The organism is Marinobacter changyiensis, assembly GCF_009193265.1.
GTDB classification, from domain to species: Bacteria; Pseudomonadota; Gammaproteobacteria; order Pseudomonadales; family Oleiphilaceae; genus Marinobacter; species Marinobacter changyiensis.
Window position 1 is genome coordinate 1,044,419 of record NZ_VZZZ01000001.1, and the last position, 23,988, is coordinate 1,068,406.

The window sequence follows — 23,988 nt, forward strand, 5'->3', positions numbered from 1 at the left end:
CTGATGCAGACGCCTGAGTCGCGAAGGTGCAGTCGCGCTGTTCTCCGGTGTGGCGGAAAACAGCACCTCCCTGGCAGGTCTTCGGACTCAGGAGCATGAATCGTTCGATTCGGCCTTGCGTGGCGACTTCCCGGTTTGGAGCCCCTGGTTACCTCCTGAATCGCCTCTGCGTGCGCTGAAAGCTGCAGAGGCGATTCAGGAGGTAACCAGGGGCTCCTTGCCAGTGTCTTGATGCCACGCTCGTTCTCCAATACCGCTGCGCGTCAGTTCCGGATTCTCACCGGATTCCCGATACCGAGATGCTTAAAAAATCAACATCTGGTATGTGACCAAGGATGAAAACACTATATACACGATATTCAGGAGGAACAAGGCGGGGCCCCAAAAAAAGCCCCCGAAGGGGCCAAACACGTGACAGACTCAATGCGGGGTGATCTGCTGGCTGTTTGTGCTGGCCCATGAAAGCCGGGCGGTGGCCGAGGAAGAATTCGGACGGCAAATCCACCTGTTGATGGAAGAAATCGTTGCGCACAAATGGACGGATATGGCAGACCTGAAATTACGGTAGCAAACGCCCTCCGCCGCGCGCAACCACGGTCAGGGCTTAACCATCCTGGTCCGGGAATCCACCCGACTCTCCGTATCCTGGCTCTGGGAAGAAATCAGAATCAGCTGGCGAATAAAGCTCGCAATTCTTGGATCATAGATATCGTTGTGATCCCGAATCAGTTCACCATCCACCCGGACATTCAGATAGGGATTGCGCCCGGCCGAGGATTCCGTGCGTTCGAGCACCGCGCCTTCAAATGGGATGCGACTCCCGCTCTTGTCCGCCTCCCAGCCCCTGCTGGTTTCAATGAAAGTCTGAACTTCCGCGGACGGATCGACACCGTCCTGTTCGCGGTCCGCGAAGGTATCCCTCGCACGGAGGTAATGGGTCAGATAGGGATCGAAGTGGCCCAGTGCGGTCACATTCGCTGAGCCCTGATCTATTGTTTCGTTCTCCCCGAGAACGGGATTGAATCGCTCGGCGTCCCGCTCGGTTTCAAACAGCGTGGAAAACCAGCGTCCCAAGGGGAATGCCATGCCGGTGGCATCGTCGTCCTCGGAGGTGAGTACCACGAACACCGGCAATTGGCTCTGAAAATAGCGCCGTCGCTCATTGGCCATGTCACTGAGCGTCGAATAGCGTGCAGCCTCGAAAGCCGGGTTGATCAGGACCACCAGATCCGCGAACCCCACCGTATCGCTGACCACGGCGTCCGGCCCATGAGTTTGTACAAATCCGTTCTCCAGAATCTCGCTCATCGCGGAAAACACCAGGGCTCCTCCAAAGCTGTGCCCCACCACGACAAAACGGGTACGGTTGGGTTTGCCATCGGCAAGCGCCTGGGCACGTTTGGTTTTCTGCACCAGCTCCAGGCGGCTGAGTAATTCCGTGGTACCGCCGCGCCCTACTTTATGGGCGGTATTTTTGCGCTCCCAGAATGTCAGCTCTTTCAATCCAGGCAGACTCACAGAGCCGCCGCGCCAGCCCAGGTAAATGCCGACCACCGCCCTTGACGGCGTACCGGTCCTGGCGCTTATGGCTGACTCAAGTGCACTCAGTCGACGCAGTGATTCCCGAAAACTGGTTATATTACTGTCCCCGGCTTGCGCACTGTGTTTCCAGCCATGGGCAAACACCACCATCAACAGATCCTGATCGGCGGCCAGGGTATTGACCTGGCCGATCACCTCCCTCAATTGTCGACGGTCCCAGAGCTGCCCCTGGTCGTCGAATTCGACAAAGCCCAGGTGGTAATTTTCGTCACCCGCTGCGGGAGACTGAAATACCTGAAGCGTATGCTGTGAACATTCTTCGAGAGGGTTGGCAGAAATACACACACCGGATTCGGTACGATAACGCTGATGGGAAATACAAGCCGACAGTGACACAACCATTGCGATAACAAGGGCGAAACGGGCGCCTCTAAAGAAACCTTTCATGGCAAATTCCTTTTCGGTTTGTTCGGACAGAACCTCCTGTTACAGCCACTACTCTGCACCGTTTGGAATGGTACTCCCGCAAGCCACCTCGCAACCGCCTGCAGATAAACCAAGCATACCCCAACAGGCTGCGAAAGCCAGGCTCCGCAGCGGGTATCTAATGTGCTGGATTGGCCGCTTCGCAAGCAACGAAGCTGCCGCAGAAAATAAACCTGTCCCGGTTCTCTTCCTAAGGGCTGGGGCTCATAGCTCAGGGTTTTGAGCGACTCTTCTGGTTGAACAGAAGCTGTCGCTCCTGTTCGTCCGGGCCAGCGCTGCGGCGATACTCCTTGCCCAGATTCACACCCGCCTGAACGGCGGGTCTCACCTTGATCGCATGTCGCCAACGCTGAACGTTTGGGAATTCCGTAAGGTCCTGACCCAGCGGTTTGGCAATCAGCACCCAAGGCCACGACACGATGTCGGCGATGGTGTAGTCGTCTCCCAGAATGTACTCCCGGTTAGACAACCGGTGTTCCAGCACGCCCAGGCAGCGGTTGTACTCATTGGCGTAACGGTTTTTTGAATAGGGATGTTTGCCGGGCGCGTAATTGACGAAATGGCTCAGTTGCCCTGCCATGGGGCCAAGATTGCCCACCTGCCAGAACAGCCATTCCAGCAGCTCCTTTTTGGCTCTGGCATCTTTGGGCATAAACCGACCGGTTTTCTCCGCCAGATGCATCAGAATGGCCCCGGATTCGAAAACCGGCAGCGGCTCTCCATCAACGTCGTGGTCCACAATCGCCGGTATCCGGTTGTTGGGGCTGACCGCCAGAAACCCGGCTGAGAACTGATCACCCCGGCCGATGTTAATCGGGACCATGCGATAGTCGAGACCACACTCCTCCAGCATGATGGACACCTTCCATCCATTGGGAGTGGGCCAGTAATAGAAATCAATCATGACTGCTGTTCCTCTGGCACGCCGGCCACACCGGATTGGACCAGCGTCTGTAAGTCGTCACTGGAATAACCGCAGCCTGCCAGCAGCGCCATAGTGTCCTGCCCGAGGGCCGGTGCGCCTAGCCAGGGTTGGGTCGGTGCGGCTGAGAATCGCGCCGGGCCCCGAGTCTGGCGGATAGTGCCAGCCTGGGGGTGGTCATAGTTTACCAGAAGGTCATTGGCCTGAACCTGTGGATGCTCCAACACCTGAGTACGGGTCAGTACCGGGGCGCAGGGCACTGACTCGTCTGCCAATCGCTCCAGCCAGCGTTCTGCAGAGTCTGTCCTGATCACGGACTGAATCAGTTCAAGCCGGGCGTCGATATTTTTCTGCCTCAGTTCAGCGGTCAGGAATCGCGGATCCTCAGCCCATTCCGGTCGATTCACCGCACGGATCAGCGCCTGCCACTCGCGGTCATTCTGCACCGCGATGGTGATATGGCCATTAGTGGTTTCGTAAATCAGATCCTGAAAGCTGGCGGCCTCCTGTTGCGGCAACTCACCCTTCACAAAGGTCTGGCTGCCCATGTCCGAACTCCACAGAAACGCGATGATGGCGTCCAGCATGGACAGCCGCACATGCTGGCTTACGCCCGTGCGCTCGCGGGCAAACAGCGCCGCGGTAATAGCCTGGGCTGCGGTTATACCGGTGAGCTTGTCAGGCAGGATGGTTCTGACCAGCTGCGGGCGTCGTTCGTCATCACCGGCCTGCACCGTTGCCAGGCCAGACAGGCCCTGAACCAGCGGATCGTAGACCGGCCGCTGGGCATAGGGGCCGGTGTCACCGAACCCACTGATGGACACCATAATCAGGTCCGGTGCCACCTTGCGCAATTCGTCCTCACCCAGTCCCATCCTGTCGATCACACCGGGGCGGAAATTCTGAACAAACACATCGGCGGTGGCGACCAGCTTTAACAGCGCCTCACGACCCGCCGGCTCTTTCAGATTGAGTGCTACCGATTTCTTGTTGCGATTATTGTTAAGAAAGGACGCCGAGACATTGCCCTGACGGTTGGCGGCGGAACGGGTGAAATCGCCACCGGCCGGATTTTCGATCTTGATGACCTCGGCACCCTGATCCGCCAGGATCATCGTGGCCAGAGGGCCAGACACCATGGCCGTCAGATCAATAATCCGGATGCCTTCAAGTGCACCAGTCATGTGGGTACTCCTGTCATCAGCCCAGTCAAATGTGCGAAGTGATGGTCAGCGTGTATGCATTATTCGTAGTGGGTCCAGAGCCGGACAACTTTAACCACCCGTTCGTCTTCAAGCACCTGATACACCGATCATGTCACCAGTCCAGTTCCTCGTCGCATTCATCCGCGGGGGCATCCATCCCCTCACGAATAGACTCCCTCATACCTGGTACGGAGAGCAGGTAACGTGTTTCCTGAATGGCCGACCAGTCTTCTTCGGATACCAGGACGGCTTTGTTCCGCTTACCCATGATGACGATCGGTTGATGGAACCCGGCAGTTTCGTCGATCAACCGATAAAGGTTACTGCGCGCCTCGGTAGCTGTGATTCCGGCCATGACGCGCCTCTTCCGTGTTTAACTTTTAACCAAGTGTACGCTCTTAGGTACGTACGTAAAGACGAACGCTTTGCATAACGCCCACCACCACCGGTGACAAAACCACAGCGAAGCGGAGGGGTTGGCATCCGGTGCATGGCTTGGTTATGTTTCGTTATCTGGCAATTCGAGTTGCCTCTCACTCCGCCAGACTCGGATGAGCACAACCTCTGTGGCCTGCCTGAGGTAGACAACCCGAAATGGCGCGTGAATCAATTCGCGAATATGATCCAGGTTGAATTCAGGAACAACTCGGCCAGCATCAGGGTGGATTTGAAGCATTCCACAATGCTCCAGGTTAGCAGCCACGAAATCATCCCCGATATGTGGCACTTTCTGCTCTCTGTAATACTCCTGAATAGCCTGTAAGTCCTCAAGAGCGGACTGTGCGATGCGTAAATCCATTTACTTGATGCCCAACGTTTTCTTTGCGTCCTCCAACGATACGGTGTTGCCTTCGCGAACATCCATAAGCCCCTGCGCCACCGCCTTTACAAACCGCAATTCCTCTGCGGTTCTCTCATAATCCTCGAGCCCCTGAACAACAGCTACGCCGCGGCCACGACTGGTAAGCAGGATTGGGCGATGCGTATCCCGAGCTCGACCAACCACCTTTCCGGGATTGATCTTCAGGTCTGATAGAGGAACGACATCCTCGGAAAATTTCACTTGCATAGCGATCACCTAATCAATGATTCGGTGCCATTATTAGCACCAGTTAACAGGTGCGGTCAAGAAACATAACGCTGAGCGCACCGGAGACCTTTGCGGAGCGAAGCGGAGAAAAGGGCATCCGTGTGACGCGTATGGTTAAATTTCTTACTCAAGTCCGGCCTGACGCAGACTGACGGATAGCTCATATTGGAACAGCTGCACTCCCTGCACCCCGGAGCAAGCTAGTAGCAAATCCTCCGAGATATGCCGAGCGACAATTATGCTTCGAACCGACTGCCCGGGTTCTGTCTGATTTTTTCTTATCGCATTCAATTTCCTGGAAGGGCTGTCGCTCGACTGGATGGCCCGCATGTTCGGATTGCCGGACGGCATGAAAGGCCTCTACAGCAGTGGTGGTTCGGTAGCCAATCTGGTGGCTCTGGGCGCAGCCCGGCAGGCGGCCTTTGAAGCTGTGGGCAGTGATCCGGCCAGGGATGGCTTCAGCCGGCCCTGCCGTCTGTATGCCTCCGCCGAATGCCATCACTCGGTTCAGCGCACCGCCGGCGTGTCGGGCCAGGCGCGCCCGGACGGACCCGAACCTGCAGCTTGTCTCTGCACCCACCCTCTCGATCTGCGGAATTCGCTACCTCAGCGACCGCTGGGATGACCTGAACGAACTCAACCGCCGCATCCACCGGCGTATGGTGCAGCGCGGGCGTGCCATCCCCAGCACCACGCTGGTCAATGGCACGCTGGCCATCCGGCCGTGCTTTGTGGGGGCGAGAACAACATTGACACAGGCCGACGAACTCGTTGACGAGGTTCTGGCCGTGGGCCGGGAGGTGGTCCTGATGAACAAGGAAGCCGCTGGCTGAGCTATAATTAAAAGACTCTTGGCGTACTCCGAAAGGGGTTAGGGCGTCCTTTTCTGACCAATAGAAAGGAGAAACATCATGGGTACGCTTTACAACAGCATTCTGGATACCATCGGCCAGACTCCGACGGTGCGTATCAACAATCTCGGGCCCCAAGGGGTCAATCTCTACGTCAAAATCGAGGCCTTCAACCCCATGGGGTCAGTCAAAGACCGCCTGGCCCTGGGCGTGATCGAAGACGCCGAACGCCGGGGCGAGCTGAAGCCCGGGCAAACGGTTGTCGAAGCCACCAGCGGCAACACCGGTATCGGGCTGGCCATGGTGTGTGCCCAGAAAGGCTACCCCCTGGTGGTTACCATGGCGGAAAACTTCAGCGTGGAACGGCGCAAGCTGATGCGCTTTCTGGGCGCCAAAGTTGTGCTCACACCGGCCTCGCTAAAAGGCTCCGGCATGGTGGCCAAGGCGGAAGAGCTGGCCCGCAAGCATGGCTGGTGGCAACCCCTCCAGTTTGAGAACCCCGCCAATGCCGCAGTGCATGAGCGCACCACCGCGGTGGAAATTCTCGATGATTTCGCCGAGGTCGGGCTCGACTACTGGGTGACCGGTTTCGGCACCGGTGGCACCCTGAACGGGGTCTCCCGGGTCTTGAAGCGCAGGAGCCCGGGTACCCGCATCGTGGTCTGTGAACCGGACAACTCCGCCATCCTGGCCAGTGGCATTGCTCAGCCCCGGGATGCCAATGGTAACCACTCCGAAAGCCACCCGATGTTCCGGCCCCACCTGATGCAGGGCTGGTCCCCCGATTTTGTGCCCAAACTGGCCGAAGAAGTGATGCAGGCCCACCACATCGACGATTTCCTGCCGATCAACGGTAACGATGCCCTCCAGTGCGCCCGGGACCTGGCTCGCCGGGAAGGCATCTTTGTCGGCATCTCCTCCGGGGCCACTTTCGCCGGCGCCCTCAGGGTGGCCGAACAGGCTCCGGCAGGGGCCAACATCCTGTGCATGCTGCCAGACACCGGCGAGCGCTACCTCACCACCCCGCTGTTTGAGGATGTCCCGGTGGAAATGACCGACGAGGAAATGGCGCTGTCGCGTTCCACCCCCAACTACCGCTTTGACATCACCGTGCCCCAGGCTCCGCCAGCGCCAAGCGAGCCGGTGGCACTGGACCCCGAAGCGCTGGAAGAAGTTGAAACCCTGATCCACGATCCGGACAACCCGGTCATCATGTTCGCACTGGAATGGTGTGAGTTCTGCTGGTCCGTGCGCAAAGTGTTCCAGAAGTACGGCATCGACTACAAAGCCGTCGATCTGGACTCGGTGACCTACCAGCAGGGCAACCGGGGCGGGCAGATTCGCGCCGTCCTGAAGGAGAAAACCGGCTCAACCACCCTGCCGCAGATTTTCATCAACGGCGAGTTTGTTGGCGGCTGCACCGATGTCTTTGATCAGATCAGGGACGGCTCCCTGCTGCCGCGGCTGCAGAACCAGCATATTGGCTTCAACCCGGAGGTACACTTGGACCCATACAGCCTGCTGCCGGGCTGGCTGCACCCGCGTTAATCCCGATCCCCCACCCTCAAAAGGGGGCTTACAGCCCCCTTTTGCCTTGCCAGGGAGTTGATCACCACGTACATCAAGTAATCGCCCGGCAAGGCCGGCCTTTTCGAGCGGGCCAAACGCACCGACCCTGTCGAAGCTCTCTTCAATCCTTGGCGGAATCCGAGGCTGTCGCAACGGCATTGGCCACCATCTCGGCAGTAATCGCCGATAGGGTCCAGCCCAGATGTCCGTGCCCGGTATTATAGAACACCGTCGGCAGGCGGCCCGGCCCGACCCGCGGCATCATGTTGGGGAGCATGGGACGCAGCCCCGCCCAAGGCACAACGCGCCGGGTACTGACCCCCGGGAAACATTGCTCTACCCAGCGGGTAAGTGGCCGAATCCGGTCATCCCGGATATTGCGATTATAGCCGTTGAATTCCGCGGTGCCGGCGATACGGAAACGGTTATCGCCGAGTCGGCTTGTCACCAGCTTGGTGGCATCGTCCAACAGGCTGACAATCGGCGCTGCTTTGCGGGAGGCTTCGTCGTCCAGTTCAACGGTAATGGAATAGCCTTTGACCGGATAGATGTTGACGCGGTCGCCCAGCTTCGCCGCCAGTGCCCGGCTACCCACGCCGGCACAGATCACCACGCCGTCAAAGGTATCGCGAATTTGCTGTTCGCCGTCAAGGGACGTGACCCAGGCATGGGTTGGATCCGCGCTAAGTTCGGTCACCGTGTGGCCATAATAGGTCTTGACCCCAAGACGCAGGATCGCCTCCGCCAGGCCGTTGGTGAATTTGTGGATATCGCCGGTGGAATCGCTCTCGGTGAAGAAGCCACCGTAATAGGTCCCGGCCAGGGTAGGTTCGATGCTGCGCATTTCATCGGGAGTGACCGCCCGGCGCTCTAGGCCGCCGGCGGCCAGCAGTTTCGAGACGTTCGCCGCGTGGTCGAAGCCGACCTTGTCACGATAGATGTGCAGTATGCCCTGCTTCTTCAGGTCAAAGTCGATGTTTTCTTCCTGCGCCCATTGAAACAGGTAGTCACGGGCGGCAATGGCCAGGCGGGCGGTTTCGGTGGTGTTTTTCTCGTACTGGGGTATGGCGGCAACAAACTCGGCAAACCAGCTCAGTTTGTGCCAGGAAGGCTTGGGGTTGACCAACAGCGGGGCATCGCTGTGGAACATCCACTTCATGCCCTTGGCCACGGTCTGCCAGTTGTTCCAGACCTCGGCATTGGAGGCCGATAGCTGACCCCCGTTGGCGAAGGAGGTTTCCATTGCCGCATAGCGGTGCTTTTCGTAAAGGGTGATATCGAGGCCGCGCTTGGCCAGGGTGTAAGCGGTGGTGATACCGGTGATACCACCGCCGATAACTGCAATTCGCTTCATAGCAATCTCCAGGGAGCGTCCAGGGTTCCCTCTCTACACCAAGCGGTAGAAAGCACCCCTTCCGTCACTGGACCTGAGAGATTCACGCGCCGTTGTAGCGAAAACGGCCGCTTGCTCCTTCGGTGTGCCAACAGACGCAGTCGTCGGCAACTCTTCGGAAAGTCTTCATGCTAGCGGTCCGTTTGCCTGAGAGTTTCCGGGGCAGTTGCTCCTTCGGCGCCGATCGCATGTCGGTGCGATACAGTCTCTCCCGCTAACACCAATGGCCTGCATTTAATGCCATTGTGCTTCGCAGCGTAACAAATAACTTTGTTGCGCAAAACCTCTACCTTAATTAACGCTTGACGATTATTGCTGCTCGCCATCACCGGAGCCTCACCATGCATCCTTGTCATCCGCAGTTGTCTGATCTAGTGGTCGCTGACTGGCCCGGAGAAACTGCTTTTGCACCCATTATTGTCACCTACCTGCAGGTTGCGATGATGCCAATATGCTCTCGGCGGTCAGGTTACCGAAACCTCCGCTCCATCGATTGCCTGTTACGTAAATAAATATAAACGTGTACTTAGATTGCGATTGCGTCGAACTTAACTATGCTGACGCTATCTGCAATCTAAAAGTGAGGAATCCAGCTTCAAGCCTGTGCGGCGTGGTGTTATCAAGGCCGTTTGAGGATAAAAACAATAGAACACTATGAGGAAAACATGATGTTGAATACTGTCAGGAAACTCATGAAAACGCTGTCCACCCCAGCGCTCGCTCTGGGACTGGGGCTTAGCGTCGTAGCCGCTGATATCTCTGCCGCCGAATACAACTGGCGTTTCAGCAACCTGTACAGCCGGGGCACCGCTTTTGGCGAGCTTTACGAAAATCTGGGCAAGAACATCGAGCAGCTCTCTGACGGCCGAATCAAGGTACAGGTCCTCTACTCGGGCGAAGGGGTCGGCACCACCGGCCTGCTGGGCGCGGTAAAGTCCGGGCTGATCACCATGGGCGCCCCGTTCCAGTCGATGCACGCTGGAGAGCTGCCGGCTGGGGTCGTCGAGATCGGCCTGCCCGGCGGAACCGCCGATACCGACGAACTTTATAGCCTGTTCCACGAGAAGGGCTGGGGCGAGGTCCTGGAAGAGGCCTACGGCTCACAGGGAATGGTTTGGCTCGAACCCTATATCCAGCCGCCGGTGTACATCCTGACCAAGGAACCGATCAAATCGGTGGAAGATTTCGAGGGTCTGAAGATCCGCGCCCCCGGTGCCTACGGCAAGTTTCTGCGTAACCTGGGGGCTGCCCCGGTTTCCATGGCCTGGAGCGAGATTTACACCAGCCTGGCCACCGGCGTCATCGACGGTTCCATCGGCAGCAACATGATCGATCACCGCGACGGAAACCATGTTGAAGTCGCCAAGTACATGTACCCCTTGCCCCTGGCCGGCGCTCAGGTACTGCCGATCGTTGTTAATCGCAGTGACTGGAACAAGCTGCCCGATGACCTCAAGGAAGCCGTTCGCAAGGCCACCGAGATCCATGCCGAGGAGCAACTGACCAAGTCCAAGCAGTGGGAAAAAGAGGCTCTGGAAGATATGAAAGCCAAGGGACTGGAGTGGAGCCCGGAGCCAAGCGAAGCGGACAAGGAGGCATGGGCTGAAGCCAGCGCCACTCTGCGGGAAGAGTACGCCGCACAGGACAAGTACAGCAAGCAACTGATCGATATCCTGAATGCCAACGATTAAGCCGGTGCTACATGCAGGCTTAATCGGCCTCAGAAGCTGAAGAGGCCAGGAGGAGGCGGAAAGTACACGGTGCTTTCCGCCTTTTACATGATTTCAGGAGATCCCTTATGTTCCATACTTTTCTGAGGGGGCTCTGCCACAGTATCGATATCATTGTCATGCTGACAGGCAAAGCAGCGGCCTACCTGATGCCTTTATTGGCCGGCATCGTCGCCTTTGAAGTATTCGCTCGCTACGTCCTTGACAGCCCTACCATCTGGGCCTACGACCTGTCGCTGTTTCTGTTCGGCTATGTCACAGCCCTGGGCGGCGCTTACGCCCAGCAGAAGCGGGCACACATCAACGTAGACATCCTCTACCTGAGGGTCTCACCCAAGACCAAGAGCGTCTTTAATGTTATCGGCTTCGCCATGGGCATCTTCTTCCTGATCATTATCGTGAAGCTCAGCACGGGCAAGCTGCTGGAAGCCCTGGAGTACGATTACCGTCGCCAAAGCGAATGGGCGCCGCCCATGTATCACTTCTGGGTGATGATGATCATCGCCTGCGCGCTCTTTATTGCCCAACTGGCGCGGGACACATTGAACGATATCTATTATCTGGCGACGGGCACGCCGCTACTGAAACAAAAAGAGGGAACCCATCATGGGCATTGAACTGCTGACCGGGGTGCTGCTGCTGTGCATCCTGATCTTCTTCGCCCTGGGCGCCCCCGTGGGTCTCGCTCTTGGTGGAATCGCCATGGCGATCGGCTACATGACCTGGGGCGACGGCATCTTTAACGTCATTCCCACGACCCTGGAATCGACCTTTTTCAGTTTTATCCTGCTGGCTATTCCCCTGTATATCTACATGGGGCAAATGCTGACCAAGTCCGGGATCGGCGACGCCATGTTCAACGCCAGCCAGTTGCTGATCGGCCGGGTACGTGGTTCCCTGGCCATCAGCGTTATCGGGGTTTGCTCGATGATCGGCGCCATGGTCGGCATCATCGGCGCCGGCATCATGACCTCCGGCAGCATTGCCCTGCGTCCGATGCTGGATCGAGGCTATAACAGGCGCCTGGCGCTGGGCGTCATCATGGCGGGCGGGGGCCTGGGCATCCTGATTCCCCCCAGCATCCCCATGATAATGTTTGCCGCCGCGACCCAGAACTCGGTCGGGCGCATGTTTCTGGGCGCCATGGTACCGGCCTTGATGACAATCGTGCTCCTGATCACCTACGTGGTCATCAGCTGCTGGCTCAACCCGGACCGGGCCCCCCTGGACAAAGACAATACCGACGTGGAACCCCGCACGCCCAAGCAGAAGTTCGTCATCCTGCGCGACGGCCTCTCGGCCCTGCTGCTGATTTTTGTGGTGCTGGGCAGCATTATCAGTGGCATTGCCACCCCGACAGAGTCGGGCGCCATCGGAGTCGTGGGTGCCATCCTGCTGGCGATCCTGTTCAAGCGCTTCAAGCCGGCCATGTTCCAGGCCGCCGGTTTTCAGACCGCCACCCTGGTCAGTGTGGCCATGTGGATCATCTTCGGTGCTTCGGTATTCAGTAACTTCCATCTGCTGATGGGGGTGCAGAATATGGTCGCGGAGATCACCACCGGCCTGGACCTGCCACCCATCATGATCATCATCATGTTTCAGCTGATCATGCTGCTGATGGGCTTCATTATTGACGAGTTCATCATCGTGCTGATGTGCGCGCCGCTGTTTACTCCGATCGCGGTTTCCCTGGGCTACGACCCCATCTGGTTCGGGGTGCTGATGATTCTTAACATCCTGATCGCTGTGCAGACGCCACCCTATGGTTTCGCACTCTTCTACCTGAAGGGCATTGCTCCGCCTGACGTCGGAATGGGGGAGATTTACCGGTCGGTCACACCTTTTATCACACTGAATCTGGTTGTGCTGATTATATGTATGGTTTTTCCGGAGATCGTGCTCTGGCTGCCCAACAAAGTGATGGGCTGAGGAGGCTCTATGTTCAATCAAATCTTGATCCCAATCAACCTCGCCCACCAGGAGCAGCTCACCCGACTGATGGAAGCGGCCCGCCTGTTGATCGATGGCGCGGGCAGTATCACCCTGCTCTACGTGGACCCGATTCTGGTCCATAAGTCTGGTTCCCCCCAGTTAGAGGGCAGCTACTACGACGACCACGAGCGGGAGGCGCACGCCCAACTGCAGCGCCTTTCCACGTCGCTGCAGTTGGAAGGCGTCGCCCTGAACGTCACTACCCGCGAGGGTGTCGTCCACGATCAGATCCTCGAGTATGCTTCGGAGATCAGCGCCGACGCCATTCTGATGATGGCCCGACGGCCGGGATTTTCGAGCTATTTTATCGGCTCGACAGCTGAACGGGTGGCTCGTCACGCCGATTGCTCGGTGTTTGTTATCCGCCCGTAGCGGGGACGGCCCGCCGGTCAACCACAACCAAGAGCACCAGCCATGACACTAACACTTAAAGATGCAGCGCTGCTGCCGCAGCAGGCTTACATCAACGGCGAGTGGTGCGGTGCGGCTGATGGCCGAAGCTACCCCGTCACCCAACCCCAGCACCGGTGACCGAGTAGGCGATGTGCCCGACCTGGGCGCGGCAGAGACCACCCGCGCCATCGACGCCGCCGAAAGGGCCCGGCCCGCATGGAGCGCCCTGACCGCCAAGGCGCGCGCCAACGTGATGCGCAAGTGGTTCGACCTCATCATGGCCCACCAGGAAGATCTGGCCCGACTGATGACCAGCGAGCAGGGCAAACCCCTGGCTGAATCCCGGGGCGAAGTGGCCTATGGTGCCGCCTTTATCGAGTGGTTCGCCGAGGAGGCCAAGCGGGTCTACGGCGACGTTATCCCAGCCCACGGCACCGACAAGCGCATTATCACCCTCAAACAGCCCATCGGCGTTGTTGCGGCGATCACCCCCTGGAACTTCCCCATCGCCATGATCACCTGCAAGGTGGCTCCGGCGCTGGCGGCCGGGTGTACGGTGGTGGTCAAGCCCGGGGAGGACACCCCCTTTTCCGCCCTGGCCCTGGCCGAACTGGCCGCCCGCGCTGGCCTGCCCGCCGGTACCTTCAATGTAATCACCAGCCAGGACGCTGCCACCGTCGGTCAGACCCTCTGTAACGACAGCCGGGTGCGCAAGCTCTCTTTCACCGGCTCCACCCCGGTGGGCAAGCTGCTGATGCGTCAATGTGCCGATACGGTCAAGAAGGTCTCTCTGGAGCTGGGGGGCAACGCCCCCTTTATCATCTTCGAGGACGCCGATCTGGATGCGGCCGTCGCCGGGGTGATGGCCTCCAAGTTCCACAATGCCGGCCAGACCTGCGTCTGCACCAACCGCATTCTGGTGCAGGATGCCGTCTACGACACCTTCGTCGAAAAGCTCGCCGGCGCCGTATCCCAATTGAAGGTCGGTGACGGCTTCACCGAAGGAGTTACCACCGGACCCCTGATCAACGCCGAGGCAGTGGCCAAGGTAAAGGGGCTGGTGGCCGAGGGTGCCACCCTGCAACAGGCCGACAAGGCCGAGGGACTGGGAGAGAACTTCTACGCCCCAGCGATCCTCACCGAGGTTACGCCCGCCATGAACATCGCCAACGCCGAAATCTTCGGCCCGGTGGCGACGGTATTCCGCTTCGCCGATGAGGCCGAAGCCGTGCAAACCGCCAACGATACCCCCTTCGGTCTGGCCGCCTACTTTTACGCCCGGGACATCGGCCGTATCTGGCGGGTCGCCGAGGCACTGGAATACGGCATGGTGGGCATCAACGAAGGATTGATCTCCACCGAGGTGGCCCCCTTTGGCGGCGTCAAGGAATCCGGCATCGGCCGCGAGGGCTCCAAATACGGCATCGACGACTATATCGAGATCAAATACCTGTGCATGGGCGGCCTCAACTGACCGTGCTCGAGGTAAGCAAGGAAGAACACCTGTGCGACTGGGCCAAATAACCACAGAAGATCGGCCATGCTTTAGCGCCGTTTACATCGATTAACATCAAACCACTTTGTTGTTCCAGATCTCATTGCTCCAGAAAACACCCATTATTCCACCGTGACACTCTTGGCAAGATTCCGGGGCTGATCAACGTCGGTGCCCTTGAGCACCGCCACATGGTAGGCCAGCAACTGCAGCGGCACGGTGTAGACAATCGGGGCGGTGATAGGGTGCACTGCGGGAATCTGCATCACATGAATGCCCTCTTCGGAGGTCATCCGGGATTCGCCGTCGGCAAAGATGAACAGCTCACCACCCCGGGCGCGTACTTCCTGAAGGTTCGACTTCAGTTTTTCCAGCATGTCGTTGTTGGGCGCAACCGTAACTACCGGCATGTCACTGTCCACCAGCGCCAATGGGCCGTGCTTGAGCTCACCGGCGGGGTAAGCTTCGGCATGAATGTAGGAAATTTCCTTCAGTTTCAAGGCGCCTTCCAGGGCCACCGGGAACAGGCTGCCCCGGCCCAGGAACAGGCTGTGGTGCTTGTCGACAAAGGCCGCGCTAAGCTCTTCGATGGCATCGTCCAGGTCCAGCGCAGCGGCGACTTGCGACGGCAGGGCATGCAGCGCTTCGACCAGCTCCGCTTCTTTCGCGTCACTCAGGCCGTTGTGTTTTGCCAGCGCAATGGTGAACAGCAGCAACGCGGTGAGCTGTGTGGTAAACGCCTTGGTGGAGGCGACCCCGATCTCCGGCCCGGCCTGGGTCATGATGACCAGGTCAGACTCCCGCACCAGCGAGCTGCTCGGAACGTTGCAGATGGCCATGGCTGCCCGGAAACCGGCTTTCTTGGCCTGCCGCAGAGCGGCCAGCGTGTCAGCGGTTTCACCGGACTGGGAAATACACAGGAACAGGGTATCGGCCTGGATCACGTGCTTGCGGTAGCGGAATTCAGACGCCACCTCCACCGAGCAGGGCACCCCGGCCAGCTCTTCGATCCAGTAACGCGCAACCATCCCGGCGTGATAGCTGGTGCCGCAGGCGATGATCTGGACGTGGCGCACGTTCTCCAGCAGCTTGCCGGCATCGGTGCCAAGGGCCTGTTCCAATACTCGGGTTTTGGTTATCCGGCCTTCGGTGGTGGCTTTGATAACACGTGCCTGCTCGTAAATCTCCTTCAGCATGAAATGGCGGTACTCGCCTTTGTCCGCGGAATCCATGCTGTGTTCAAAACGGCTGATCGGCCTTTCCACCGGTGCATTGTCCCGGTCCCGGATCTTGACGGAGTCCCTGCGGACATCGGCCATATCGCCTTCTTCCAGGAACATGAAACGGTCCGTCACCGGCAGCAGGGCAAGCTGATCGGAGGCGATAAAGTTTTCGCCAATACCCACGCCAATCACCAGCGGGCTGCCTTCACGACATACCACCACGTGGTCCGGCTCATCCGCGTGCAATACCGCCAGGGCGTAGGCACCACGAAGTTTGCTGGTGGCAGCCTGGACGGCTTTATAGAGGTCTGCAGTGAGGCGAAATTGCTGCTCGATCAGATGGGCAACAACTTCGGTATCGGTCTGGGAAGTAAATTCAAAGCCATCGGCCCGAAGGCTGTCTCGCAGCTCGATGTAGTTCTCGATAATACCGTTGTGCACAACGGCCAGGCGCTGGCCCGACATGTGGGGGTGGGCGTTGGCCTGGGAAGGTTCGCCATGGGTCGCCCAGCGGGTGTGGGCTATGCCGACAATGCCGCGACTGGGCGTGGTGGCCACCGCATCCGCCAGGGCCGCCACCTTGCCCACTTCCCGCACCCGGTTAACCTGACCGTCACTGCCCATGACCGCCATACCAGCGGAATCGTAGCCCCGGTATTCCAGGCGATGAAGACCTTCCAGCAAAATCCCCTGGACATCCCGTTCCGATACTGCGCCTACGATCCCACACATGAGCCTTTCATCCTGTTAAGCAGTGAATTCACGATTTCTTTTCGGGCCGTGCCCAATCCGCCAGATTGCGCTGGCGTCCGCGGGCGACAGCCAGTTCCCGGGCATTGATATCCCGGGTGATGGTTGAGCCTGCGCCGATGGTCGCACCCTCGGCAACCGTCACCGGAGCCACCAGGGCGGTATTGGAACCGACGAATACGCCGTCTCCGATAACGGTCTGAAATTTATTCACCCCATCATAATTGCAGGTGATGGTTCCTGCACCCACATTCACATTACGTCCCAGTGAGGCATCGCCCACATAACTGAGATGGCTGATCTTGCTACCTTCACCCACAATGGCTTTTTTGGTCTCGACGAAGTTACCCACCTTGGTATCAGCAGCCAATCGGGTGCCGGGCCGTAACCGGGCAAAAGGGCCGACCTGGGCGGCAACCCCGACCTCGGCGCCGTCCACTATTGAGTGGGCGTGGATAACGGCTCCTGCGGCGATACGGCTGTCCCGGATAACGCAGCCCGGGCCAATAGAGACACCATCAGCCAGCTCCACCTCACCCTCAAACACGACGTTGATATCGATCAGAATATCGTTGCCGATGGTGAGCTTGCCACGCACATCAACCCGCCCCGGATCCGCCAGGGTGGCGCCCTCGGTCATCAGGCGGTCAGCTTCCTGGCGCTGGAACCAGCGCTCGAGTTCCGCCAACTGCAGGCGGTTATTGACCCCCTGCACTTCATAGGGATTTTCCGGCTGGTTGACCCGTACGGCCATACTTTCGCCCACCGCCATGGCAATAATATCGGTCAGGTAGTACTCACCCTGGGCGTTTCGATTGGATAATTGCGGCAGCCAGCTTTTCAGCCGCGCGGCAGACACGGCGAGAATGCCGGTGTTGACCTCACAAATCAGCTTCTGCTCGGCAGTCGCATCTTTCTGCTCGACGATTGCAGTAACCTCACCGGCGCCATCCCGGAGTATCCGCCCGTAGCCGTCGGGATTGTCCAGGGTGACGGTCAGCAGACCAAGGGTCTGATCATCTATACCGGCAACCAGCTGCTGCAAGGTGTCGGTCCGGATCAGGGGCACATCGCCATACAACACCAGCACCCGGGCGTTGTCGGGCAGATTCGGTAATGTCTGGGCCACCGCATGGCCGGTGCCCAGCTGCTGCTCCTGCAAGACCCATTGCAAATCGTCGCCTTGAGTCTCTGCCCGGACCAAGTCGGCACCGTGGCCGATCACTCCATGAATATTTTCTGCGCCGAGCCTGCGAGCGGTGCCGATGACGTGATGGAGCATCGGCAAACCGGCAATTTTATGCAGTACTTTCGGCAGCGCCGATTTCATTCGGGAGCCCTGGCCTGCGGCTAGAATTACAACATGAAGAGGGCGCATATCGGTGTAGTGCTCCTGCTCGGTAAATAAAAAAAAGCCGCATCCTCACCTTCAGCGTTTCCAGTCAATATCAGAATGTCGAACATATGGTAGATGTTAAACATTCTGACCTGGAGGCGCTATCCGGTTTCGGATGCGGCTTTCTATCAGGCAAAAGAGCGGCGCTCGTTATTAGCGAACGTTTCTCCGCAGCTTCTGAAGCGTACGCAACTGAGCTGCTGCTTCCGCAAGCTCCGCTGCCGCACGAGAGTATTCAAACTCGCCGGTTTTGTTGGCCAGTGCCTTCTCGGCTTCTCTCTGGGCTTCCTGTGCTGCGGCTTCGTCCACGTCTTTCGCCCGGATAGCGGTATCCGCCATCAGGGTCACCAGGTTGGGCTGAACTTCAAGGTATCCCCCTGAAACATAGAGGATCTCCTCGGTGCCGCCCTGTTTGACAATACGTACAGCGCCTGGCTTGAGTTCGGTCAGCAAGGGCGCATGCCCAAGCTGGATACCCAGCTCACCCTCGGTACCGGTGGCCACCAGTATCTCCACCAGTCCGGAATAGATCTTTTCCTCGGCACTTACGACGTCACAATGTATGGTCATAGCCATGTCTTACGCCTCTTGGGTCAGAAAGGGAAGGAGCAATTACTTGCCTTCCTTCGCTTTCATTGCCTTCGCTTTCTCGACTGCTTCTTCCATGGTACCGACCATGTAGAATGCCTGCTCCGGCATCGAGTCATAGTCGCCATTGAGAATGCCCTCAAAGCTGCTGATGGTCTCTTTCAGAGAGACGTATTTACCCGGCGAGCCGGTGAATACTTCGGCAACGTGGAACGGCTGAGACAGGAACCGTTCAATTTTACGTGCCCGGTATACGGTCAGCTTGTCGTCTTCTGACAGCTCGTCCATACCGAGAATCGCAATAATATCCTTTAGCTCCTTATAACGCTGGAGCACATTCTGTACGCCCCGAGCTACGTCATAATGCTGCTGGCCGATAGTCAGCGGATCCAGCTGGCGTGAGGTCGAGTCCAGTGGATCGATTGCCGGGTAAATACCTTTTGAGGCAATATCCCGACTCAGTACCACAGTCGCATCAAGGTGCGAGAAGGTAGTCGCAGGGGAGGGGTCAGTCAGGTCATCCGCCGGTACATAGACCGCCTGGATCGACGTGATCGAACCATCCTTGGTGGAGGTAATACGCTCCTGGAGTTCACCCATTTCCTGGGCCAGCGTCGGCTGATAACCTACCGCGGAAGGCATACGGCCCAACAGTGCAGACACTTCGGTACCCGCCAGGGTGTAACGATAGATGTTATCGATGAACAACAGTACGTCACGGCCTTCGTCCCGGAACTTCTCGGCCATGGTCAGGCCGGTCAGGGCAACCCGCAGACGGTTTCCCGGAGGCTCGTTCATCTGCCCGTAAACCATCGCTACCTTGTCCAGGACGTTGGAGTCCTTCATCTCGTAGTAGAAGTCGTTACCCTCACGAGTACGCTCACCTACACCGGCGAAAACAGACAGACCGGAGTGCTCTTTTGCGATGTTGTTGATCAATTCCATCATGTTGACGGTCTTACCAACACCGGCACCACCGAACAGACCAACTTTGCCGCCTTTGGCGAACGGGCAAATCAGGTCAATAACCTTGATGCCGGTTTCCAGAAGGTCGGCCGATGCTGCCTGATCCGCGTAACCGGGCGCCTTGCGGTGGATAGACCAACGCTCGTCTTCACCGATTTCGCCCTGCTCGTCAATGGGACGGCCAAGAACATCCATGATACGACCCAGTGTTTTCATACCCACCGGCACCGAAATTGGCTTGCCGGTGTTTTCTGCCTTCAGGCCACGCTTGAGGCCCTCGGTGCTGCCCATTGCGATGGTACGTACAACGCCGTCGCCCAGCTGTTGCTGGACTTCCAGAGTTGTCTCACCACCTTCAAGCAGCAGTGCGTCGTAAATGCCTGGCACGGAATCACGTGGAAATTCCACGTCGATAACCGCGCCTATGATCTGAACGATGTGTCCGCTACTCATGCTCGGTTCCTCGTTATCTTGATAGTCAATAAAACCAGTAGGATTGTGAGCCGGATCAGACCGAAGCCGCGCCGCTGACAATCTCCGAAATTTCTTGCGTGATGGCTGCCTGACGGGCCTTGTTGTAGACCAACTGAAGCTCGTCAATGATGCTGCCTGCGTTATCTGTCGCGCTCTTCATGGCAATCATCCGCGCAGCCTGCTCGCAGGCCAGATTTTCTACCACTCCCTGATAAACCTGGGATTCGATGTAACGTGGCAGAAGCCCATTCAGAATGGGTCGTGCATCGGGCTCGTAGATGTAATCCCACTGGTGACCGATCTCATCATCTTCACTTTCAGGCAGTGGCAGAAGCTGCTCAACCTTTGGCGCCTGAGTCATGGTATTCACGAACTCGTTGCTGACCAGGTAAAGGCGGTCAATCTTGCCGTCTTCAAAGGAATCCAGCATGACCTTGACGTTGCCAATCAACTTCTCGGCACTCGGGTTATCCCCAAGGTGAGTCAGCGCGGCAACCACATTTCCGCCATAACTGCGGAAAAACGAGGCTCCCTTCTGCCCCACAGCGCAGAGATCCACCTCAACCCCTTTGCCTTTCCATTCACGCATTTCGCGAACAAGGGCCTTGAACAGATTGTTGTTAAGGCCGCCACAAAGTCCGCGATCCGAAGACACCACAATGAAGCCTACCCGTTTGACCTCACGTTCCTGCATGAACGGATGACGGTAATCCTGGTTAGCTTTGGCAATATGCCCGATCACCTGGCGCATCTTGGTGGCGTAAGGGCGGGTAGCCCGCATGCGCTCCTGAGCCTTACGCATCTTACTCGCCGCTACCATTTCCATGGCACTGGTGATTTTCTGCGTGCTCTTGATGCTTCCGATCTGGTTACGTATTTCTTTTCCGTTGGCCATATGTCACTGCCTTCTCAAGTTAGACACTCAAACGGACCATGGCCCACCCCTCCCGGGACAGGCCACGGACTTACCAGGTCTGAGTGGTCTTGAATTTCTCCAGAGCAGCTTTCAGGCCGGCGGCTATGTCGTCATCGAACTTGCCGTCTGCCCCGATCTTGTCGAGCAGGTCTTTCTGCTCGGCGCGCATCCAGTCAACCAGCTGCGCCTCGAACTTGACCACTGCACTTACATCGACGTCGTCCAGGAAGCCTTCGTTGGCTGCGAACAATACGGTGCCCATTTCGGCCACAGACATCGGGCTGTACTGATTCTGCTTCATCAGTTCGGTAACCCGTTGACCATGCTCGAGCTGCTTCCGGGTGGCATCGTCCAGGTCCGACGCAAACTGGGCAAATGCCGCGAGCTCACGGTACTGGGCCAACGCCAGACGGATGTTACCGCCAAGCTTCTTCATGATCTTGGTCTGAGCTGCACCACCTACCCGTGATACCGAGATACCGGCGTTCATGGCCGGACGGATACCAGAGTTGAACAGGTTGGTTTCCAGGAAGATCTGACCATCAGTGATGGAGATAACGTTGGTCGGTACGAAAGCAGACACGTCACCAGCCTGGGTTTCGATGATTGGCAACGCCGTCAGAGAACCGGTCTTGCCTTTCACTTCGCCGTTGGTCATCTCCTCAACGTAGTCCGCATTGACGCGGGATGCGCGCTCCAGAAGACGGGAGTGCAGATAGAAAACATCACCCGGGTAGGCTTCACGTCCTGGCGGACGACGCAGCAGCAGGGAGATCTGGCGATACGCAACAGCCTGCTTGGACAGATCATCATAGATGATCAGGGCGTCTTCACCACGGTCACGGAAATACTCACCCATGGAGGTGCCGGAGTAGGGTGCCAGGAACTGCATCGCAGCAGGATCCGCCGCGCCAGCCGCGACAATTATGGTGTGGGCCAACGCGTCATGCTCTTCGAGCTTGCGAACAACCGCAGCAATGGAAGACTGCTTCTGACCAATCGCCACGTAGATACACTTGATGCCCGTGTTCTTCTGGTTGATGATCGCGTCGATCGCAACAGCGGTCTTACCGATCTGACGGTCACCGATGATCAGCTCACGCTGGCCACGGCCGATCGGAACCATGGTGTCGATGGCTTTCAAGCCAGTCTGAACCGGCTGATCAACAGATTTACGGGCGATAACACCCGGCGCCACTTTTTCTACCGGAGCAGTCAAGGTGGTACCAAGATCGCCTTTTCCGTCGATCGCGTTACCGAGCCCGTCAACCACACGGCCCATCAGTTCCGGACCCACCGGTACTTCCAGAATACGTCCGGTACACTTGACCTTCTGGCCTTCCGCCAGGTCTTCGTATTCACCCAGTACCACCGCACCAACAGAGTCACGCTCAAGGTTGAGCGCCATGCCGAAGGTACCGTTGGAAAATTCAATCATCTCGCCGTACATAACGTCGGCAAGACCATGAATCAGTACGATACCGTCAGAAACGGACAGGATCGTACCTTCGTTTTTTGCTTCAGATGAGATATCGAGCTGTTCGATTCTCTTCTTGATGATGTCACTGATCTCGGATGGATTCAGTTGCTGCATGCCTTTATCCTCAAACCTTATGCTGAAATCAGGAGCCCAGAGCCTTGGCCATTTTAGCCAACTTGCCACGAACAGAAGCGTCAATAACGAGGTCGCCAGTGCGGATTATCACACCGCCGATCAGTGTCTGATCGACCGAGGCTTCCAGTTCAACTTTACGCTCCAGCTTTCTGGACAATGCGTCGACCAGCTTCTGTTGTTGCTCGGCTGTCATTTCAAATGCTGTGTTTACCTGCAAGTTCACCGTGCGCTCAAGATCGGCGCGGTAAAGCCTGAATAACGCCGACACTTCCGGCAACAGGATCAAGCGCTTGCTTTCAGCGAGAATCAACAGGAAATTTCTGAGCGCCTCAGGCAACTGCTCTTCGAAACAGTCGGCGAAGAGTTCAGCTTTGCGCTGCTCAGACAGGCCCGGGCTGGCCAGGATTTGCTTTACCTTTTGATCGGCCGCGACCTGAGCGGCAAAGGCCAGAGCCTGATCCCAATGATCAACGGCATCCTGGTCCTTCGCAGCATCAAAAACGGCTTTCGCGTAGGGTCGGGCTAACGTCGTTAGTTCTGCCATGATGACCCTCTTCTAAAGTTCGGCAGCCAGCTTGTCCAGCATCTCGCTGTGAGCTTTGGCGTCGACAGAGGTTTCCAGAATTTTCTCGGCACCGGCAATGGCAATCGCTGCCACTTCTGCTCTCAGTGCGTCACGGGCCTGGACACGCTCCTGTTGAATTTCAGCTCTGGCCTGCTCAATAAGCTTGTCGCCTTCCTTGCGTGCATCAGCCTTGGAGGCTTCGACGATCTGGGCGGCGCGCTTGTTAGCCTGGTCAATCAGGGCTGCAGCTTCTTCTTTTGCCTTGTGCATTTCCTTGGTGGCTTTTTCCTGCGCCAGTTCCAGATCGAGAGACGCACGATCTGCGGCGGAAAGGCCATCTGCTATTTTCTTTTGGCGTGCGCTCATGGCACCGGTGATCGGTGGCCATACATACTTGACGCAGAACCAGACGAAAATAGCAAAGGCAATGGTCTGCCCTATTAACGTAAGGTTGATATTCACGGCAATATACCTCTTGCTGGTCGTTGCATCCTGGTAACCGGAAATCCGGGCGCCTCTCCAGGTTAGGAGAGCGACGCCCGCGCTAACGGCAGATTAACCAGCAACAACAAAGATCAGGTACATCGCGATACCAACACCGATCATCGGAACGGCGTCCAGCAGACCGGCCATGATGAAGGTTTTGGTTTGAAGCTGGTTAGCCATTTCAGGCTGACGAGCTGTGGATTCCAGCAGTTTGCCGCCCAGCAGTCCGAAGCCAATGCCGGTTGCCAGGGCGCCCAGACCGATGATGATCGATGCTGCTATAAATACCATTTCCATTGAAAGCTCCTCAGTTTTCTCAGATAGTTAAGGGTTTATTAAGG

Annotated in this window: 24 protein-coding genes, 1 pseudogene and 2 riboswitches; of the genes and pseudogenes, 9 read left to right on the forward strand and 16 right to left on the reverse strand. The window is 57.6% G+C overall.

Annotated elements, in window-relative coordinates:
• Nucleotides 1–55 precede the first annotated feature (55 nt).
• Nucleotides 56–349: riboswitch (cobalamin riboswitch) on the reverse strand.
• Nucleotides 350–430: 81 nt separating this feature from the next.
• On the forward strand, nucleotides 431–568 hold the full coding sequence (locus F6Y09_RS20085; protein ID WP_179959341.1) for a hypothetical protein: 138 nt from the start codon (nucleotides 431–433) through the stop codon (nucleotides 566–568).
• A gap of 29 nt (nucleotides 569–597) precedes the next feature.
• On the opposite strand, the gene F6Y09_RS05030 is transcribed toward F6Y09_RS20085, so the two are convergent.
• The 6 genes from F6Y09_RS05030 to F6Y09_RS05055 form a co-directional block, all read right to left on the reverse strand.
• The gene (locus tag F6Y09_RS05030) at nucleotides 598–1,989 is read right to left on the reverse strand and encodes an esterase (RefSeq protein WP_152205785.1); all 1,392 of its coding nucleotides are present in this window, start codon (nucleotides 1,987–1,989) and stop codon (nucleotides 598–600) included.
• 250 nt (nucleotides 1,990–2,239) lie between these two features.
• Nucleotides 2,240–2,932 (reverse strand): glutathione binding-like protein, encoded by a 693-nt coding sequence (locus F6Y09_RS05035; protein ID WP_152205786.1) that lies wholly within the window; start codon nucleotides 2,930–2,932, stop codon nucleotides 2,240–2,242.
• Nucleotides 2,929–4,134, reverse strand: a complete 1,206-nt coding sequence (locus tag F6Y09_RS05040; protein ID WP_152205787.1) for a CaiB/BaiF CoA transferase family protein — start codon at nucleotides 4,132–4,134, stop codon at nucleotides 2,929–2,931. The genes F6Y09_RS05035 and F6Y09_RS05040 overlap by 4 nt, the downstream gene beginning before the upstream one ends.
• A gap of 133 nt (nucleotides 4,135–4,267) precedes the next feature.
• Nucleotides 4,268–4,510, reverse strand: coding sequence for a type II toxin-antitoxin system Phd/YefM family antitoxin (locus F6Y09_RS05045; protein ID WP_152205788.1), 243 nt, complete (start codon nucleotides 4,508–4,510; stop codon nucleotides 4,268–4,270).
• Nucleotides 4,511–4,654: 144 nt separating this feature from the next.
• Entirely contained in the window at nucleotides 4,655–4,954 is a 300-nt protein-coding gene (locus tag F6Y09_RS05050; RefSeq protein WP_152205789.1) for a type II toxin-antitoxin system RelE/ParE family toxin, read from the reverse strand.
• Nucleotides 4,955–5,224: a type II toxin-antitoxin system Phd/YefM family antitoxin gene (locus tag F6Y09_RS05055; RefSeq protein WP_152205790.1), complete on the reverse strand. Its 270-nt coding sequence runs from the start codon at nucleotides 5,222–5,224 to the stop codon at nucleotides 4,955–4,957.
• Nucleotides 5,225–5,594: 370 nt separating this feature from the next.
• Here F6Y09_RS05055 and F6Y09_RS20815 point away from each other — a divergent pair, with 370 nt between their 5' ends.
• The 3 genes from F6Y09_RS20815 (at nucleotide 5,595) to F6Y09_RS05070 (ending at nucleotide 7,644) form a co-directional block, all read left to right on the forward strand.
• Nucleotides 5,595–5,870 (forward strand): hypothetical protein, encoded by a 276-nt coding sequence (locus F6Y09_RS20815; protein WP_425481811.1) that lies wholly within the window; start codon nucleotides 5,595–5,597, stop codon nucleotides 5,868–5,870.
• Nucleotides 5,871–5,907: 37 nt separating this feature from the next.
• Complete coding sequence (locus F6Y09_RS20820; protein WP_179959343.1) at nucleotides 5,908–6,078, forward strand: hypothetical protein; 171 nt, start codon at nucleotides 5,908–5,910, stop codon at nucleotides 6,076–6,078.
• A gap of 78 nt (nucleotides 6,079–6,156) precedes the next feature.
• On the forward strand, nucleotides 6,157–7,644 hold the full coding sequence (locus F6Y09_RS05070; protein ID WP_152205792.1) for a pyridoxal-phosphate dependent enzyme: 1,488 nt from the start codon (nucleotides 6,157–6,159) through the stop codon (nucleotides 7,642–7,644).
• Nucleotides 7,645–7,786: 142 nt separating this feature from the next.
• Here the strand turns inward: F6Y09_RS05070 and F6Y09_RS05075 are convergent, their stop codons facing one another.
• Nucleotides 7,787–9,019, reverse strand: a complete 1,233-nt coding sequence (locus F6Y09_RS05075) for a D-amino acid dehydrogenase (RefSeq protein WP_152205793.1) — start codon at nucleotides 9,017–9,019, stop codon at nucleotides 7,787–7,789.
• Between the two features lie 164 nt (nucleotides 9,020–9,183).
• A riboswitch (glycine riboswitch) is annotated at nucleotides 9,184–9,282 on the reverse strand.
• Nucleotides 9,283–9,723: 441 nt separating this feature from the next.
• On the opposite strand from F6Y09_RS05075, the gene F6Y09_RS05080 reads away from it, so the two are divergent.
• The 5 genes and pseudogenes from F6Y09_RS05080 (at nucleotide 9,724) to F6Y09_RS05100 (ending at nucleotide 14,647) form a co-directional block, all read left to right on the forward strand.
• Nucleotides 9,724–10,749 (forward strand): TRAP transporter substrate-binding protein, encoded by a 1,026-nt coding sequence (locus F6Y09_RS05080; protein WP_246180312.1) that lies wholly within the window; start codon nucleotides 9,724–9,726, stop codon nucleotides 10,747–10,749.
• Between the two features lie 107 nt (nucleotides 10,750–10,856).
• Nucleotides 10,857–11,405, forward strand: coding sequence for a TRAP transporter small permease subunit (locus tag F6Y09_RS05085; protein ID WP_152205794.1), 549 nt, complete (start codon nucleotides 10,857–10,859; stop codon nucleotides 11,403–11,405).
• A complete protein-coding gene (locus F6Y09_RS05090; RefSeq protein WP_152205795.1) occupies nucleotides 11,395–12,717 on the forward strand; it encodes a TRAP transporter large permease in 1,323 nt (440 codons plus the stop codon). The genes F6Y09_RS05085 and F6Y09_RS05090 overlap by 11 nt, the downstream gene beginning before the upstream one ends.
• Nucleotides 12,718–12,726: 9 nt before the next feature.
• The gene (locus F6Y09_RS05095; protein WP_152205796.1) at nucleotides 12,727–13,152 is read left to right on the forward strand and encodes a universal stress protein; all 426 of its coding nucleotides are present in this window, start codon (nucleotides 12,727–12,729) and stop codon (nucleotides 13,150–13,152) included.
• Between the two features lie 42 nt (nucleotides 13,153–13,194).
• Nucleotides 13,195–14,647 (forward strand): annotated as a pseudogene (locus tag F6Y09_RS05100) (NAD-dependent succinate-semialdehyde dehydrogenase).
• 143 nt (nucleotides 14,648–14,790) lie between these two features.
• Here the strand turns inward: F6Y09_RS05100 and glmS are convergent.
• The 9 genes from glmS to atpE all read right to left on the reverse strand — a co-directional run bounded on the left by glmS (nucleotide 14,791) and on the right by atpE (nucleotide 23,944).
• Nucleotides 14,791–16,623 carry a glutamine--fructose-6-phosphate transaminase (isomerizing) gene (glmS, locus tag F6Y09_RS05105; protein WP_152205797.1) on the reverse strand — a complete coding sequence of 611 codons (1,833 nt, stop codon included), beginning with the start codon at nucleotides 16,621–16,623 and terminating at the stop codon, nucleotides 14,791–14,793.
• A 28-nt stretch (nucleotides 16,624–16,651) separates the two neighbouring features.
• On the reverse strand, nucleotides 16,652–18,019 hold the full coding sequence (gene glmU, locus F6Y09_RS05110) for a bifunctional UDP-N-acetylglucosamine diphosphorylase/glucosamine-1-phosphate N-acetyltransferase GlmU (protein WP_152205798.1): 1,368 nt from the start codon (nucleotides 18,017–18,019) through the stop codon (nucleotides 16,652–16,654).
• Nucleotides 18,020–18,190: 171 nt separating this feature from the next.
• Nucleotides 18,191–18,613: a F0F1 ATP synthase subunit epsilon gene (locus F6Y09_RS05115; protein ID WP_152205799.1), complete on the reverse strand. Its 423-nt coding sequence runs from the start codon at nucleotides 18,611–18,613 to the stop codon at nucleotides 18,191–18,193.
• Between the two features lie 36 nt (nucleotides 18,614–18,649).
• Entirely contained in the window at nucleotides 18,650–20,044 is a 1,395-nt protein-coding gene (atpD, locus tag F6Y09_RS05120; RefSeq protein WP_152205800.1) for a F0F1 ATP synthase subunit beta, read from the reverse strand.
• 55 nt (nucleotides 20,045–20,099) lie between these two features.
• Nucleotides 20,100–20,960, reverse strand: coding sequence for a F0F1 ATP synthase subunit gamma (gene atpG, locus F6Y09_RS05125; protein WP_152205801.1), 861 nt, complete (start codon nucleotides 20,958–20,960; stop codon nucleotides 20,100–20,102).
• A 70-nt stretch (nucleotides 20,961–21,030) separates the two neighbouring features.
• Complete coding sequence (atpA, locus tag F6Y09_RS05130) at nucleotides 21,031–22,575, reverse strand: F0F1 ATP synthase subunit alpha (RefSeq protein WP_152205802.1); 1,545 nt, start codon at nucleotides 22,573–22,575, stop codon at nucleotides 21,031–21,033.
• A 28-nt stretch (nucleotides 22,576–22,603) separates the two neighbouring features.
• Nucleotides 22,604–23,140, reverse strand: a complete 537-nt coding sequence (locus F6Y09_RS05135) for a F0F1 ATP synthase subunit delta (protein ID WP_152205803.1) — start codon at nucleotides 23,138–23,140, stop codon at nucleotides 22,604–22,606.
• A gap of 12 nt (nucleotides 23,141–23,152) precedes the next feature.
• Nucleotides 23,153–23,623, reverse strand: coding sequence for a F0F1 ATP synthase subunit B (locus F6Y09_RS05140; RefSeq protein ID WP_152205804.1), 471 nt, complete (start codon nucleotides 23,621–23,623; stop codon nucleotides 23,153–23,155).
• 93 nt (nucleotides 23,624–23,716) lie between these two features.
• Complete coding sequence (gene atpE / locus F6Y09_RS05145) at nucleotides 23,717–23,944, reverse strand: F0F1 ATP synthase subunit C (protein WP_152205805.1); 228 nt, start codon at nucleotides 23,942–23,944, stop codon at nucleotides 23,717–23,719.
• Nucleotides 23,945–23,988: the final 44 nt, after the last annotated feature.